General features: G+C 69.2%; 13 protein-coding genes. 3 read left to right on the top strand and 10 right to left on the bottom strand.

The window, feature by feature from the left end; translation table 11 throughout:
• Positions 1-6 precede the first annotated feature (6 nt).
• The 9 genes from U9J23_RS02665 to U9J23_RS02625 form a co-directional block, all read right to left on the bottom strand.
• Positions 7-984: an ATP-binding cassette domain-containing protein gene (locus U9J23_RS02665; RefSeq protein ID WP_059382633.1), complete on the bottom strand. Its 978-nt coding sequence runs from the start codon at positions 982-984 to the stop codon at positions 7-9.
• A 93-nt stretch (positions 985-1,077) separates the two neighbouring features.
• Complete coding sequence (locus U9J23_RS02660) at positions 1,078-1,914, bottom strand: mycofactocin-coupled SDR family oxidoreductase (protein WP_174479626.1); 837 nt, start codon at positions 1,912-1,914, stop codon at positions 1,078-1,080.
• 104 nt (positions 1,915-2,018) lie between these two features.
• Positions 2,019-3,425, bottom strand: coding sequence for a DUF2252 domain-containing protein (locus U9J23_RS02655; protein ID WP_059382634.1), 1,407 nt, complete (start codon positions 3,423-3,425; stop codon positions 2,019-2,021).
• A 79-nt stretch (positions 3,426-3,504) separates the two neighbouring features.
• Positions 3,505-4,674 (bottom strand): lipid-transfer protein, encoded by a 1,170-nt coding sequence (locus tag U9J23_RS02650; protein ID WP_085469452.1) that lies wholly within the window; start codon positions 4,672-4,674, stop codon positions 3,505-3,507.
• Positions 4,671-5,075, bottom strand: coding sequence for a MaoC family dehydratase (locus U9J23_RS02645; protein ID WP_059382566.1), 405 nt, complete (start codon positions 5,073-5,075; stop codon positions 4,671-4,673). Before U9J23_RS02645 ends, U9J23_RS02650 begins: the two co-directional genes overlap by 4 nt.
• Entirely contained in the window at positions 5,072-6,091 is a 1,020-nt protein-coding gene (locus tag U9J23_RS02640) for a bifunctional MaoC family dehydratase N-terminal/OB-fold nucleic acid binding domain-containing protein (RefSeq protein WP_059382635.1), read from the bottom strand. Before U9J23_RS02640 ends, U9J23_RS02645 begins: the two co-directional genes overlap by 4 nt.
• A gap of 14 nt (positions 6,092-6,105) precedes the next feature.
• A complete protein-coding gene (locus U9J23_RS02635; protein WP_059382567.1) occupies positions 6,106-7,257 on the bottom strand; it encodes an acyl-CoA dehydrogenase family protein in 1,152 nt (383 codons plus the stop codon).
• A complete protein-coding gene (locus U9J23_RS02630; RefSeq protein WP_326601247.1) occupies positions 7,242-8,285 on the bottom strand; it encodes an acyl-CoA dehydrogenase family protein in 1,044 nt (347 codons plus the stop codon). The genes U9J23_RS02635 and U9J23_RS02630 overlap by 16 nt, the downstream gene beginning before the upstream one ends.
• Before the next feature lie 67 nt (positions 8,286-8,352).
• The gene (locus U9J23_RS02625; RefSeq protein ID WP_326601246.1) at positions 8,353-10,500 is read right to left on the bottom strand and encodes an acyl-CoA dehydrogenase; all 2,148 of its coding nucleotides are present in this window, start codon (positions 10,498-10,500) and stop codon (positions 8,353-8,355) included.
• Between the two features lie 89 nt (positions 10,501-10,589).
• On the opposite strand from U9J23_RS02625, the gene kstR reads away from it, so the two are divergent.
• Together kstR and otsB are read left to right on the top strand one after the other, a co-directional pair.
• Positions 10,590-11,249: a cholesterol catabolism transcriptional regulator KstR gene (gene kstR / locus U9J23_RS02620; protein ID WP_059382570.1), complete on the top strand. Its 660-nt coding sequence runs from the start codon at positions 10,590-10,592 to the stop codon at positions 11,247-11,249.
• A 138-nt stretch (positions 11,250-11,387) separates the two neighbouring features.
• Positions 11,388-13,964: a trehalose-phosphatase gene (gene otsB / locus U9J23_RS02615; protein WP_059382636.1), complete on the top strand. Its 2,577-nt coding sequence runs from the start codon at positions 11,388-11,390 to the stop codon at positions 13,962-13,964.
• 21 nt (positions 13,965-13,985) lie between these two features.
• On the opposite strand, the gene U9J23_RS02610 is transcribed toward otsB, so the two are convergent.
• Positions 13,986-15,092, bottom strand: a complete 1,107-nt coding sequence (locus U9J23_RS02610; RefSeq protein ID WP_059382571.1) for a LacI family DNA-binding transcriptional regulator — start codon at positions 15,090-15,092, stop codon at positions 13,986-13,988.
• 169 nt (positions 15,093-15,261) lie between these two features.
• Between U9J23_RS02610 and U9J23_RS02605 the strand changes: the two genes are divergently transcribed.
• Positions 15,262-16,335: a metal ABC transporter solute-binding protein, Zn/Mn family gene (locus U9J23_RS02605; protein WP_106200701.1), complete on the top strand. Its 1,074-nt coding sequence runs from the start codon at positions 15,262-15,264 to the stop codon at positions 16,333-16,335.

Here is a 16,335-nt window from a genome sequence, read left to right as displayed (position 1 = left end):
GTGTGTTCACGACACCGCCTCCTCGACCTTCTCGTCCGTCCCGCGACCGGTGAGCGTGAGGAACACGTCGTCGAGGGTCGGTTTCCGCAGAGCGACGTCGGAGACCCGGATGCCCGCGGCCGACAGCTTCCCCAGCGCCGTCACGAGCCCGTCGGCTCCGCCGCCCGAGTCGCCGCTGACCGGCACCGTGATGCGACCGGTGCTGCGTTCGACCCTGATCTCCCCGGATGCCACCGATTCGAGCTCGTGGACCGCCCGCTCACGCTGGTCGGTGTCGGTCACGGCGAGTTCGATGCGTTCGCCACCGACGCGGCTCTTGAGCTCGTCGGCCGTGCCGCGGGCGATGACCGTGCCCCGATCGATCACGACGATGTCGTCGGCGAGGCGTTCGGCCTCGTCCATGTACTGCGTCGTGAGCAGCAGCGTGGTGCCGCGCTGCACGAGGGTGTCGATGACGTCCCACAACCCGAGGCGGGCCCGCGGATCGAGACCCGTCGTGGGTTCGTCGAGGAACAGCACCGGAGGATCGGCAACGAGCGCACCGGCGAGGTCGAGGCGGCGTCGCATACCGCCCGAATAACCCTTCACCGGGCGATCGCCCGCTTCCTCGAGATCGAACTGTTCGAGGAGCTCGCGTGCCCGGAGGCGACTCCGTTTGACGCCGAGGTGGTACAGCCGGCCGACCATCTCGAGGTTCTCGAAGCCCGTGAGATATTCGTCGACCGCCGCGTACTGCCCCGACGCTCCGATCCGGGAACGGAGTTCCCGCGCTTCGGTGAGGACGTCGTATCCCGCCACTTCGGCGCGACCGGCATCGGGGACGAGCAGTGTCGTCAGCACCCGCACCGTGGTGGTCTTACCGGCGCCGTTGGGACCGAGCAGTGCGGTGACCGTCCCCTCCGGTACCCGCAGATCGACCCCGTCGAGCGCTCTGACCTTCCCGTATGTCTTGATCAGTCCTTCTGCAACTATGGCGTCGGCCATGAGTTTCTCCCTGACTGTGGTGGTGAGCACAGTGTGCACGAAGAGACCGACACGATTCGACGGGTTTTCTCATCGCTCCGCCGGGCGGATCGCTCAGCCCGTCACCCGGGCGGCGTTGCCGGCATCGATCGGCAGCACGGTGCCGGAGATGTGTGCGGACGCCTCGTCGGCGAAGAACAGGACCGCACGGGTGATCTCGGCCGGGTCGAGCCACGGCACCGGTTGTGCGTGCAGGGAGGTGAACACCGGGGCGACATCGTCGGCGGTCGGATGTTCGAGGTCGGGCCGCAGCATCCCGTAGAGCGCGTCGTTGTGGATCATCGGCGTGGAAATGTTGCCCGGGGCGACGGCGTTGACGGTGATGCCGTTCTGCGCGAGGTCCAGGGCCGCGCTCTTCGTCAGGCCGATCACGCCCCATTTCGACGCCGCATATGCGGCCATGTTGGTGTTGCCCGCTCGGCCGAGCATCGACGACACCGTGACGATGCGTCCGTAGCCGCGCTCGATCATCCCGGGCGCGACCGCGGCGACGGTGTTGAACACCCCGGTGAGATTGGACGCGATCGCTTCGTCCCACATCTGTTGCGGCATGCGGTGCACCGGTGCCGCCACCGACACCCCGGCATTGGCGACCGCGATGTCGATCCGTCCGAGTTCGGCGTGGGCACGGGCGACCAGAGCGTCCATCGCCGGACGGTCGGCGGTGTCGAGTGTCGCGGAGACGACTCGGCGACCGGTCGCCTCGACGAGTCGCACCGTCTCCGCGAGGTCCTCCTTTGTCGCCAGCGGATATCCCACCACCGGTGAGTCGGAGCACCGGTCGCAGACGACCACGTCGGCCCCTGCTTCGGCGAATGCGACGGCGTGCGAGCGTCCTTGGCCCCGCGCCGCTCCCGTCACGAATGCGACCCTGCCCTCGAAACCCATCATGACGTCCTTCCGTCGGCGCGTGATCGCCTCCCTTGTACCGCGCCGAGGGAGAAGACAGGTGAGTGAGTCCCGGACAGCGGACGTGTCCGGGACACGAACGGGGATCAGAGTCCGGTCCGGACCTTCACTCGTCCCTGTTCGACGGCGTCGTGCAGCGCCTGCAGGTCGCGCTCGTTGCGGTCGGCGTAGGACACCGCGAACGACGAGAGCGCCTCGTCGAACTCCTCGTCCGTGCCGAGATAGGCAGCCACCGCGATCCGGTCGCCGGCCCGGGCGTGGGCGTAGGCGAGCACCCGGCCGCAGAGTCGGCCGTAGAGCTTCATGCCCTTGGGCGCCATCTCCTCGATTACCGCCGAACCCTTGCCGTCGCGGAGCTGACGGATGTAGAAGTCCCGGTTCACGCCGTCGGCTCCGGCGCCCTGCTGCCAGCCGAGGAAGATGTCGCTCGCCGACTGCATCAGCCGCTGACCGTTCACGACGCGTTCGCCCTCGTTCCGGAAGGCCGGACCGTCGACGTAGTACGACAGCACCGAACGCTGCGCCTCCTTCGCCTGCAGGAACAGCGGATCGTCGTCGTCCGCACCGCGCAGCAGGAGGATCCACGCCCGCGTGCCGACGCTGCCCACTCCGACGACCTTCCGCGCGGCCTGGACCAGCTCGAACTGTTCGAGAAGGACCCGGCGGTCCCACTGCAGCGTCGCCCGGTACGCACGGACACGGCCGTACAACTCGTCGTAGATCGCCTCGGCGTCGAGGTCGGCGAAGACCTCTTCGACAGGCACGATGAGCGGCGGATCGCTGATGATCCGGCGGTGACCGTCGATGATGGTGGTCAGCTTCTCCAGTGCCTGGAGACTGTCGCGGCGCGAGGCCTTCTCGAGCGCTTTGCGGGTGCGCTTCTCCATCCGAGCGCTGAGCTTCCCGCCGAGCTCCGCCATCTCCGCGGTCGGATCGAGATGCGCGTAGCGCACGGCCATGTTCCCGAGTTGCGCCTGTCTGCACATGGTTTCGCGGTATTCCGCCGCACACGCCCGGGTGATCTTCCGGCGTTCCTTCGCGGTGAACCCGTTGTCGCGACCGGCGATCTCGAGGCTCGCGACCAGGCGCTTGACGTCCCATTCGAACGGCCCCGGATAGGTTTCGTCGAAGTCGTTGACGTCGAAGGCCGTTCTGCGTTCGGGGGTCGCGAACAGACCGAAATTGCTCGCGTGGGCGTCGCCGCACAGTTGGGTGTGCAGACCGCTGTTCGGGGTTCGCGACAGATCGTCGGCCATCACCAGCGCAGCACCGCGGAAGAACGCGAACGCCGACGTCGCCATGCGTCCGTACCGGACCGGGACGAGCTGCGGGACGCGGGTCTGCGCCTGACTCTCGAGCAGGGCGATCGGATCCCGGGACAACTCCCCGAGCTCGGCCAGCGACTCGACGGGAGTGACCCTGCGAGCGGCGAGACCGTTCTGGACCCGCTGTTCGCGGGTCGGGTGCACGACATGTCCGTCCGTGACCGACACGGGTCCTCCCACAGGGATCCCACCGGAGTATGAGCCCTCATCGTAGGCACGCCCGCCCCGCCGTGGGAGGGGAACGGTGTCAGGACCGCGACAGCACCAGACCCGAGGTCGGAACTCCCGTTCCTGCCGTGACCAGGACGTGGTCGACGTCGTCGACCTGGTTGACGGCCGTGCCCCGGATCTGCCGTACGCCCTCCGCGATGCCGTTCATGCCGTGGATGTAGGCCTCGCCCAGCTGACCGCCGTGCGTGTTGATCGGTAGCCGTCCGCCCACCTGGATGCCGTCGGCGACGAAGTCCTTGGCCTCGCCGCGGCCGCAGAAACCGAGTTCTTCGAGCTGCATGAGCACGTACGGGGTGAAGTGGTCGTAGAGCACGGCCGTGGCGATGTCCTGCGGCCCGATGCCCGCCTGCTCCCACAACTGGTCGCCGACGATGCCCATCTCCGGCAGGCCTGTGAGCCCGTCCCGGTAGTAGCTGGTCATGATGTACTGATCGGGTCCGCTCCCCTGCGCCGCGGCCGCGATCACCGCCGGGGTCTGCTTCAGGTCCTTCGCCCGCTCGGCGCTGGTGACGACGATCGCGACGCCGCCGTCCGATTCCTGGCAGCAGTCGAGCAGGTGCAGCGGCTCGGCGATCCACCGCGAGTTCTGGTGGTCCTCGAGCGTGATCGGCTTGCCGTGGAAGAACGCCTTCGGGTTGGTGGCGGCGTGCGCCCGATCCGCGACCGCCACGGCGCCGAAGTCGGCGCTCGTCGCACCGGAGACGTGCATGTAGCGTTGCGCGACCATCGCGACGAACGAGGCCGGTGTGCTCAGTCCGTGCGGGTAGGAGAACGCGTTGTCGGTTCCCGACGAATTCACCTGTGCGGCAAGGGCAGTGTTGACCTGTCCGTACCGCGCGCCGGACCGCTCGTTGAACGCCCGGTACGCGACCACCACGTCGGCCACGCCGGTCGCGACGGCCATCGCCGCCTGCTGCACCGTCGCGCACGCCGCACCGCCGCCGTAGTGGATGCGGGAGAAGAACTTCAGGTGCGGGATCCCCACCGAACGAGCCACGGCCACTTCGGTGTTGGTGTCCATCGTGAACGAGACCAGACCGTCGACGTCGGCCGGGGTCAGCCCCGCGTCGTCGAGGGCGGCGCGCACCGCTTCGGCGGCGAGGCGGAGTTCGCTGCGGCCGGAGTCCTTCGAGAAGTCGGTCGCACCGATCCCGACGATCGCCGCTGCACCCGACAGGCCGCTCATGCGGTGCCTCCGATCACGAAAGTTGCTGTGGCCGTGATGTGTTCACCCAGTCTGTTGGTACCGGTGATGTCGACGGTGACCAATCCGTCCTCGACGGACGCGACGGTGCCCGAGAGGGTCAGGGTGTCGTAGGCGTACCAGGGCACCCCCAGTCTCAGCGAGATCGACTTCACCACCGCGCGGGGGCCGGCCCAGTCGGTGACGTAGCGCTGCACGAGGCCCGTGTCGGTGAGGATGTTGACGAAGATGTCCTTCGATCCGCGCTGCTGAGCCTTGTCGCGATCGTGGTGCACGTCCTGGAAGTCGCGGGTGGCCAGAGCCGTCGACACGATGAAGGTGGGATCGGCGTGGATCTCGAGGGAGGGCAGGCTCTCGCCCGTCGTGACGGTCGGGGTGCTCACACGTCCTCCTCGAGGGGCTTCCAGGCGTACAGCGTCCACGGCTGCCCACCGGTCTCGTCGTCACCGGGGAAATCGAGGAAGGTGACCTCGACCGGCATCCCGATGCGTACCTGCCCGGGATCGACGTCGCGGAGTTCACCGAGCATCCGGACACCCTCGTCGAGTTCGACGAGCGCGACGACGAAGGGCACCTGTCGCCCCGGCACCTTGGGTGCGTGGTGGACGACGAAGCTGAACACCGTTCCGCGACCGGAGGACACGACGTAGTCGGTGGTCTCCGACTTCTCGAGCCACAGCGCCGGGACGGGTGGGTGCTGCAGGGTGCCGTCGGGGCGTCGCTGGACGCGCAGTTCGTGGGCGGCCACACCGTCCCAGAAGAACTGCGTGTCGCGGGAGACGGACGGGCGGAGCATCCGCGTGGGGTCGAGATCGTCGGGTACCGCGGATGTGGGCCGGTCCTCCGACGTCTCCGCGCGCTCGTCCTTCGACGGCGGCGCGAACTTCAGGATGCGGAAGAGCATCTCGGCGACGACCTCGTCGCCGACCTTCCACAGGTTGCGGGTGGTGAAGAACCATCCCTCTCCGAGTCCGGTCCGCTTCGGGCCCACGACGTCCTCGAGGGTGGATTCGATCGTCACCTGCTCGCCGTGACGCAGGTAGCGGTGGTAGATCTGGTCGCAGTTGGTGGCGACCACCGAGGTGTACCCGGCGTCGTCGAGGATCTGCGTCATCCGGCCGAGCGGGTCGTCCTTCTCGCGCTCGGCGCCGAGGCCGCGCATCGTCCATACCTGCGCCATCGCGGGCGGGGCCACGAGACCGCCGTGACCGGCGGCGATCGCCGCGGTCTCGTCGGTGTAGATCGGATTGTCGTCGCCGATCGCCTCGAGCCAGTTGCGGATCATCGGCATGTTCACCGGATCACGGCCGGGTCGCGGCGCGGACGGGCCGTCGCCGCGGACCCTCTCGGCCGCCTGCAGGATCTCCTCGGGGGTCTTCCCCCGAACATCTCGTGTCACCGAATTCTCCTGCCTCACCGCGGGACCCGCGGCATGCCCAGACCGGCGGTGGCGATCAGTTCGCGCATCACCTCGTTGACGCCACCGCCGAAGGTGATGACGACATTGCGTTTGGCCATCATGTCGAGCCAGCGGAGCAGTTCGGCGGTGTCGTCGTCGGCCGGATCGCCGAAGGCACCGACGATCTCCTCGGCGAGGCGACCGACCCGCTGGATCCGCTCGGTGGCGAACACCTTGGTCGCCGAGGCGTCGGCGATGTCGACGGCGTCGTTGCTGCTCGCCGCGACCTGCCAGTTGAGGAGTTCGTTGAGCCGCCAGGTCGCGTGGATCTCACCGAGTGCGCGTCGCACCTCGGGGCGGTCCTGGAGTTCGTGGGCGCTGACCCACTCGACGAGCCGGTCGTAGATACCGGCGACGCGACCGGCCGGGCCGAGCATGACGCGTTCGTGGTTGAGCTGGGTGGTGATGAGCTTCCAGCCCTTGTTCTCCTCGCCGACCAGCATCTCGACGGGTACGCGCACGTCGCTGTAGTAGGTGGCGTTGACGTGGTGGGCACCGTCGCACGTGATGATCGGGGTCCAGCTGAAACCGGGATCCTTCGTGTCGACGATGAGCACGGAGATGCCGCGGTGACGCGAGTCGGCGGGGCCGGTGCGGACGGCGAGCCAGATGTAGTCGGCGTCGTGCCCACCGGTGGTGAAGATCTTCTGCCCGTTGACGATGTAGTGGTCGCCGTCGCGGACCGCGGTGGTGCGCAGGGCCGCGAGGTCGGTGCCCGCCTCCGGTTCGGAGTAGCCGATCGCGAAGTGCACCTCGCCGGCGAGGATGGCGGGCAGGAACTTCCGCTTCTGCTCGTCGGTGCCGTAGACCTGCAGGGTCGGGCCGACGGTCTGCAGGGTGACGCTCGGCAGCGGGACATCGGCGCGAACGGCCTCGTTGGCGAAGATCTGCTGCTCCACGTCGCCGAAGCCGCGGCCGCCGAACTCGACGGGCCAGCCGACGCCGAGCCAGCCGTCCTTGCCCATGCGACGCACGACCTCGCGATAGGTGGGGCCGTGCCGCTCCGTGCGCATGATCGCGGCCTCCTCGGGTGAGACGAGGCTGCTGAAGTAGCGCCGCAGTTCGGCCTGCAGTGCGCGCTGGTCGTCGGTCAGATCGATGAACACCGGGCCCCCACGAGGTCGAGTCGGTACGAGGCGCCGCCGAGCAACCGGGCGAGGTCCTTGGCGGTCGACGAGTACTTGTGCAGCGGATAGGTCTCGTCCACACCCACGCCGCCGTGCAGATGGTGCAGCACCCGCATGGCCGGTGGCAGTTCGGCGGCGATCCAGTAGGCGGTGACGTCGAGATCGTCCGCGGCGTCGAGACCTTCGGCCAGACGCCAGACCGACGACAACGCCGCGACGTGCAGGGTGCGGGCGGTGACGTAGACGTCGGCGATCTGCTGCGCGACTGCCTGGAAGGTCGCGAGCGGCTTGCCGAACTGGTGCCGCTCGCTGACGTGCTTCGCCGTGAGTTCGGTTGCCCCGGAGAGCAGTCCGTCCGCGAAGGCCGCCACGGCGGCGAGCGCGATCCGATGGAGTGTCGCCACGGCGTCGGCGCCGGATTCGGCGAGCAGGACACCCACGGCGCCGTCGGCGCGCACCGAGAACTCGGGAGAGCCGGTGGAGGTGGGGCTCGGACGCAGGGTCACACCATCGGCATCGGGAGCCACCGCGACCACGCCCGCGTCGGTGGGCAGCAGCACCACACGCGCCCGGTCGGCGTAGGGCACGGCGACGAACGAACCGGTGACCGCGTGACCCCCGTCGGTGGCGACCGCCGTGGCGGCCGGTTGCTCCGGGAAGGCGCGCCCCGGTTCGCCGAGCGCGGCCGTGAGCACGGCCCCTTCGGGGACACCGGCGAGCAGGTCGTCCTGCTGCTGCTCGGAGGCGAGCGCGAGGACGGGCAGCACGCCCAGGCCGAGGCTGGCCAGGGCCGGGGTCTGCGCGGCTCCGCGTCCGATCTCGGTGAGCACGGTGGCGACTTCGCCGAGCCCGAGACCCGACCCGCCGAGACGCTCCGGCAGGGCGAGCGAGAGCAGGTCGGCGTCGGCCAGCGCGGCCCACAATGCGTCGTCGGTGAGGCCGCGTTTCAGGAGACCGGCCGCCACACCGGCGATCTCCTCCTGTGTCTCGTCACGTGCGAAGTCCACCGTCACCCACCTTCGAATAGAACGTGTTCTAGTTGTAGCACTCCCGGGCGCCCCGCGGAAGGACCGCTCAACCCCGCGGCAGGCCCAGCAGCCGCTCGGCCGCCACGGTGAGCAGGATCTGCTCGGTCCCGCCGGCGATCGTCAGGCACCGGGTATTGAGGAACTCCCGGGTGAGCGGACCTTCCACCCAGCCGGCCTCGCCCGCGAGATCCATGGCGAGCTCGGCGGTGTCCTGCCGCTGCCGCACACCGATGAGCTTGCGGACGCTGGACGCGGCGCCCGGATCCTGACCTTCGAGCTGCGCGAGGGTCGCCCGCAGATCCAGGAGCGAACCGACGGTCGCCTCCCCGATCTGCGTCGCGATGCGGTCCTCGGCGACGGGATCACCGGGGGTCGACAGTTCGAGCAGTTCCTCGATGCGCGGCCCCAGCGACGACTTGCCGCCCATCGCGACACGCTCGTTGGCGAGAGTCGTGCGGGCCAGCTTCCAGCCGTCACCGAGATTGCCGACCACGCAGTCGTCCGGCACGAAGACCGAATCGAGGAAGACCTCGTTGAACAACGCGTCGCCGGTGATCTCGCGCAACGGCGAGATCGTGATGCCCGCCGACTTCATGTCGACGAGGAAATAGGTGATGCCCTTGTGCTTGGGGACGTCGCGGTCGGTGCGGGCGAGGCAGATCGCCCAGTCCGCCTGCTGCGCGAGGGAGGTCCACACCTTCTGCCCGCGCAGCACCCATCCGCCGTCGGCCTTCTCCGCGCTCGTGCGCAGCGCCGCGAGGTCCGAGCCGGCGCCGGGCTCGGAGAAGAGCTGGCACCACACCACATCGCCGCGCAGGGTGGGCATCACGAAACGCTCGATCTGCTCGGGTGTTCCGTGTTCGAGGATAGTCGGAACCGCCCACCAGCCGATCACGAGATCGGGACGTTCGATACCGGCGGCGGCGAGCTCCTCCTGGACGACGAGCTGTTCGGCGGCACCGGCTCCGCGACCGTACGGCTGCGGCCAGTGCGGCGCGAGCAGACCCGACTCGGCGAGGGCGACACGGCGCTCGGATTCCGGTGCGGCGGCGATCTTCTCGACCTCCGCACGGATCCGTGCGCGCTCCTCCTCGTGATCGGACAGGTCGATACCGAGGTGACGACGTGCGCCTGCGCGGACCAGGGTCGTCAGCCGCGAACGCCACACGGTCGAACCACCGAGCACCTGGCGGGTGGCGACCGCACGGCGAAGATAGAAGTGCGCGTCGTGTTCCCACGTGAACCCGATGCCGCCGAGCACCTGGATCGCATCCTTGGCGGTCTGCACCGCGGCATCGAGTGCGACCGCCACGGCGGCAGCCGCGGCGATCGGCAGTTCGTCGGGCTGCGCGTCGACGGTGACCGCAGCATCCCAGGCCATGGCCCGGATCTTCTCGGTGCGGCAGAGCATTTCGGCACAGATGTGCTTGACGGCCTGGAACGAACCGATCGGTTTTCCGAACTGCTCGCGGATCTTCGCGTACTCGACGGCGGTGGTCAGCGCCCAGCCCGCGAGACCGGCCAGTTCCGCGGCGGCGAGACCGGCGGTCAGGTCGCGCACGAAACCGGCAGGGAGGGTCGCGACGCGATCGGCCGGAACCGTCGCGCCGTCGAGGCGGACGCGGGCCACCGCGCGGGAGGCGTCGATGGTCTCGAGCGGTTCGATGTGCAGACCCGGATCGTCCGCCTCGACGAGCGCCCAGCTCTCGACGGCCGGATCACCTTCCCCCGCGACACGGACGAGCACGGCGACCCCGGCTTCGGCACCCACGGCCGGCCCGGCCTCACCGCGCAGCAGGACTCCGTCACCCGCCGGCTCCACGGTCACGCCGGAGTCGAGAGCGAGTGCGGTGGGGACCTCACCCTCGGCGAGTCGCTCCGCCGTCTTGGCGACGGTCTCACCGGCACGGCCGAACACGAGGGCCGCCACGGCGGTGGTCAGGACCGGACCCGGCGCGAGTTCGTGGGCGGCCTGCTCGAGCATGACGGCCAGATCCACGGCGGTCGCGCCGAGGCCGCCCGCCTCCTCCGGGACGGCAACACCGAAGATTCCGAGTTCTGCGAGGGAGGACCAGCCGTCGCGCCACGTCGCATCACCTGCGCGACGTATCGTCGACATGGGGTCTACGGCACGTGACCAGGCCTGGACAGACGCCTGGACGGCCCGCTGCTCCTCGGTCGTGGCGATACTCACAGCGGTTTCCGCCCTTCCGAATGACATCATTGCTAGAACGTGTTCTAATATGACACCGATTCAGAGTCAAGGCGTGAGGAAACGAATCTATGGCCACCCCGTCCCGCTCCCGTGCCAACGGACACGGAACTCTGACCGCCCTCACCGAGGACGATCTCAGTTCCAATGCCCAGAAGGAACGGCGCAAGCGGATTCTCGACGCCACCCTGGCGCTCGCGTCGAAGGGTGGTTACGAGGCCGTGCAGATGCGGGCGGTGGCAGAACGCGCGGACGTCGCGGTCGGCACCCTCTACCGGTACTTCCCGTCCAAGGTCCACCTGCTGGTCTCCGCCCTCGGCCGTGAATTCGCCCGCATCGAAGGCAAGGGCCGGATCCCACCCGGCCACAGCCCCCTCGAGCGCATGCACCTCATCCTGGGCCTGATCACCAAGGCCATGCAGCGCGACCCCCTGCTCACCGAGGCCATGACACGGGCGTTCATGTTCGCCGACGCCTCCGCCGCCGCCGAGGTCGACCAGGTGGGCACCCTCATGGACCGACTGTTCGCACGGGCGATGAACGACGGCGAGCCCACCGAGGAAGAACTCGCCATCGCACGCGTCATCAGCGACGTGTGGCTGTCGAATCTCGTCGCCTGGCTCACGCGCCGTTCGTCGGCCACCGATGTCGCCCGCCGACTCGAACTGACCGTGGATCTGCTGCTCGGCGACGGCTCGCGCGTGCCGAAGACGGTCGGGTCGGACGCATGACGGCGCTCGCGCCGGACGCCTGACGGGGCTCGCGCCGGACGCATGACGTCCGATCCGCCGCTTTCTGTAACCGGAAACACGTGGTCGGAATACCCACCGGGTCGGTGTCGTGCCCCGCTCTGACCTAACGTGGAGCAGGTGAGTGCCCACGATCTTCCGATTGACCTTCGACGTGCTCTGGTGGCTGTCGCGCGGACGCCCCGTCTGCTCGTGGCGACCGACTACGACGGCACCATCTCCCCCATCGTGAGCGACCCCGAGAAGGCCTATCCGCACGACGATGCGGTGCGGGCGCTGCGGGGCCTCGCCGCTCTGCCGTCGACGTCGGCTGCCGTCATCTCGGGACGCGCTCTCAAGGATCTCGCCGCCCTGTCGCGCCTGCCGGTCGAGGTCAAACTCGTCGGCAGCCACGGCTCCGAGTTCGACATCGGATTCGTCCACGAGATCGATCCCGACGCGAGGGACCTCCTCGCCACGATCGTCGAGGGACTGGACTCGGTGGCATCCCGGTTCGACGGCGTGCAGGTGGAGGCCAAGCCCGCGAGCGCCGCGCTGCACGTGCGCAACGCCTCTCCCGCCGATGCCGAGCAGGCCCTCGATCTCGTGCGCAGCGGCCTCGCGCTCCGGCCCGGTGTGCAGGTCACCGAAGGCAAGGCCGTCATCGAGCTGTCCGTGGTGCCCACCGACAAGGGCAAGGCGCTCGACGTCATCCGCCACCAGGAAGCCGCCAGCGCGGCGGTCTTCTTCGGCGACGACGTGACCGACGAGAAGGCCTTCCGTTCGCTGCAGGGCCCGGACGTCGGAGTGAAGATCGGCGACGGCGACACCGCCGCCGAGTACCGCGTCCGCACCAGCGAAGAGGTCATCGCCGCACTCGCGTTCCTGCTCGAGGAACGTCGCACCTGGTTGTCCGGCGCCCACGTCGCGCCGATCGAACGCCTGACCATGCTCGCGAGTCCCCGCGCGAAGGCACTCGTCACCCCCGACGGCACGATCACCTGGCTGTGCCACCCCGAACCCGATTCCGCGGCGGTGTTCGCCCATCTCCTCGGCGGTGACGCAGCCGGTCACTTCACCATCGGCCCGACCCGCCAGGCACTGCCGCTCAGCCAGCGCTACGTCGACTCGACGATGACGGTGGTGACCCGGTGGGCGTCGCTCGCGGTGATCGACTACCTCCCGCACGACGTCGAGGCCGGCCGTACCGACCTCACGCGCGTGATCACCGGGCGCGCGAGCGCGGTGGTGACCTTCGCCCCGCGACCGGAGTTCGGACAGGGCCAGGTCACCCTCGAGGTCGAGGACGACGGCATCCGCGTCATGGGCTTCAACGAGCCCTACGTCCTGCGCTCCCCCGGCGTGCGGTGGGACATCACGACGGACGGCGTGCACCAGACGGCCCACGCCGTGGTCGACCCCACCGAGAACGACATCATTCTCGAACTCCGGTGCGGCACCGATGATCTCGATGAGCACCCGGTGCCGGAGGTCGAGCGCCGGGCACAGTCCGAGGCATACTGGCACACGTGGGCGTCCCAGCTCGAGCTGCCGCCGCTCAAGCCCGATCTCGTGAAGCGTTCGGCGCTCACCCTGCGCGGGCTGGTCCACGGTCCGACGGGCTCGATCCTCGCCGCGGCGACCACCTCGCTCCCCGAGGAGATCGGCGGTGTCCGCAACTGGGACTACCGCTACTGCTGGCTGCGCGACGCCGCGCTCACGGCGCAGGCGCTCGTGCGGGTCGGATCCCTCGAGGAGGCCGAGAACTATCTCGACTGGGTCCACCGCGTCCTCGAGACCGTGCCGGGCCCCGAACGTCTGCACCCGCTGTACACGCTCGCCGGCGGACCGCTGCCGCCCGAGGCCGTGATCGACTCGCTTCCCGGATACGCCGGTTCGCGGCCCGTGCGGGTCGGCAACGCGGCGAACCAGCAGGTGCAGCTCGACGTCTTCGGCCCGATCGTCGACCTGATCGCCGACCTCGCGCACAGCCGCGAGGCGCGCGGCGTGTCCCACGACCGTGCCCTCACCGACCGGGACTGGGAGCTCGTCTGCTCGATGGTCACCGCGGTCGAACGGCGCTGGTTCGAACCGGACCACGGCATCTGGGAGATCCGCCACGCACCCCGCCACCACGTGTACTCGAAGGTCATGGGGTGGCTGACCGTCGACCGGGCACTGACGCTCGCCGAGAAGTTCGGCCGGACCGCCGGCGAGGGCTGGGCGGCGCTGCGCGACGAGATCGCCGAGGAGGTCACCGAGAAGGGCTGGAACGACGAGGTCCAGTCGTTCACCTCGGCCTACGACGGCACCGATCTCGACGCGGCCACCCTGTTCATCGGCCTCACCGGACTCGTCGACCCGCAGGACGAACGGTTCCGCGCGACCGTGCAGGCCACCGAACGGGAGCTGCGCAGCGGCGCGACCGTCTACCGCTACCACAGCGACGACGGTCTGCCGGGCGCCGAAGGCGGCTTCCACCTGTGCGCGGCGTGGCTCGTCGCGGCCTACCTGCTGATCGGGCAGCGCAACGACGCCGAGGCCCTGTTCGCGCAGCTGGTCGCGGCGGCCGGACCGACCGGCCTGCTCAGCGAGGAGTACGACCCCGTCGCGGAGCGTGCGCTGGGCAACCACCCGCAGGCGTACAGCCACATCGGTCTGCTGCGCTGCGCACAACTGCTGTCGGGCGCGAAGGCCATGGGCGACCGGCAGCGCTGACCTAGGAGCGGGGCCGCCCGGTCACTCGGCGTACCACTCGCTCTCGACCCGGCCCGAGGTGGCACCGAACCACAGTTGGGTTCCCAGGGTCTCGAGCGCGGGCACGCCGGAGTGCGAGGGGGCGGCGAGGAGCAGTTCGCCGGCACGCCTCCCCTTGTCCTTCTGCGGTTGGCGCACGGTCGTGAGACCTTCGCGGATCGCTTCGTCGATGCCGTCGAAGCCGGTGATCGACAGGTGCCCGGGCACGTCGAGACCCATCTGGTTGGCCCAGGCGAGGGCACCGAGCGCGAGCACGTCGGTGGTGCACACGAGTGCGGTGATCCGCGGGTTGACGCGCATGATCTGTGCCGCGGCGGACAGGCCGTCCTCCGCGGTGTGGGTGTAGCGCTCGACGACGGTGAGCGTTTCGGGGGCCAGACCTGCAGCGCTCATGGCGTCCTGGACGCCGCGGATGCGTTCGCGCTGCACGTGGAAGGCACCGGATTCGAGGGTCGACAGGTCGACGACCCCGTCGTGCCGTTCGCGGCCGAGGCGCATCGACAGCATGCCGATCTGGCGGTGGCCGAGTTCGATGAGGTGGGCGGCGAGATCGCGCATCGCCCGCCGGTCGTCGATGCCCACCACGGGGGTGTTCTCGAGACCGCGCGGCTGGTCGCACGCGACGACCGGGAGGTGCCGTTCGAGCACGGCCGCGAGATAGGGGTCCTCGGCGGGGACCGAGTAGACGACGAACCCGTCGACGGACGAGCGGTGCACGACCTGTGCGGCCTCGTCGTCGGTCCGGCCCGGTCCGGCGGGGATGAGCAGCAGTCCCTGTCCGGCCGCTTCGCAGGCCTCGGACAGTCCCGACAGGAAGCTCATGGCGGCGGGATCCCGGAAGGAGTAGCTCAACGCTTCGGTGAGCAGGACCCCCACGGCTCCCGCCTTGCGGGTGCGCAGCGACCGCGCCATCGGATCCGGGCCGGCATATCCGCGTCGTTTTGCGACTTCGAGGACGCGTTCGCGTAGCTCGGCGGACAACTGGTCGGGGCGGTTGTACGCGTTCGAGACCGTGGTGCGGGAGATCTTCAACTCGGCGGCAATCGACGCCAGGGTCGCCTGTCGGCGCGGCTGACGAGACCTGGACATGAGAGGACCGTAGTCCTGTGTCCATGGTCACGACCACCCAGGGACGGTAGGAGGGCTCGGCGCCGTCCGCTAAAGTGGAACGGTAACGGTTACCAATAACGTTTGGGTCGGTCGCTCGGTCGTTCCGGACCCCGTTCGTCGAAGACCGCCGATCCTCAGGAGAAGAACTGTGCGACTGTCCTCCCGCACGGCCCTCGCAGCCGCCGCCGTAGCCTGCGCGACCGCACTCGCCGCGTGCGGCACCGGTACCTCCGGCGCCGCCGACGATGACGAGATCAGCGTCGTCGCCTCCACGAACGTGTGGGGGTCGATCGCGCAGGCCGTCGCCGGAGACCGCGTCGAGGTCCGCTCGCTCATCACCGAACCGAACGCCGACCCGCATTCCTACGAGGCCAGCCCCCTCGACGCCGCGGCGATCTCCGACGCCTCGCTCGTCGTCTACAACGGCGGTGGCTACGACCACTTCGTCGACGACATCCTGGACGCCACCGGGGACAGGCCCGCGGTCGTGGAGGCCTTCGCCCTGTTCGAATCCGGCGCGTACTCGGATCTGCACGCCGGGCACGATCACGGCGACGAGGACGGCTCCGATGACGCCGCCGAGAGCACTTCGGAGACAACCGCTTCCGAGGACCACTCACACGACAGCGGTGAGGCGTCCGATGCCGACGTCGCCGGCGACGGGCACTCGCACGAGGGTCACGACCACGGCGGCATCAACGAGCACGTCTGGTACGACCTCGCGACCGCCGACGCCGTCGCGCACGCCGTCGCCGAGCAACTCACCGGACTCGATCCCGACGGTGCCGCCGTCTACGAGGCCAACGCCGCGGCCTTCCACGAGAACCTGCACTACGTCGCGGATGTCGTCGACACGCTCGCCGACACGCACCGCGATGCACCCGTCGCCCAGACCGAGACGATCGGCCATTACCTCGTCGCGGCCGCGATGCTCGACGACGTCACTCCCCCGGACTTCACCAACGCCATCGAGAACGGCACCGATCCGTCCCCGGCGTCGATCGCGGCGACACGGCAGTTGTTGGTCGACAAGCAGGTTCGCGTCCTGATCTACAACCCGCAGACCGAGGACCGGATCAGCCGCGAGATGCGCACGGCAGCAGAGTCGTCGGGCATCCCCGTGGTCGAGGTTTTCGAAACCCTGCCCGAAGGTGTCGACTACATTCAGTGGCAGGCCCGGACCGCCGAGACCCTCGCCGCCGCGCTCGAGACCGCTTCCTGA

Source organism: Rhodococcus sp. PD04 (genome assembly GCF_035918275.1).
Taxonomy (GTDB): Bacteria; Actinomycetota; Actinomycetes; order Mycobacteriales; family Mycobacteriaceae; genus Rhodococcus; species Rhodococcus rhodochrous.
This window is presented reverse-complemented; position numbering and strand designations above follow the sequence as displayed.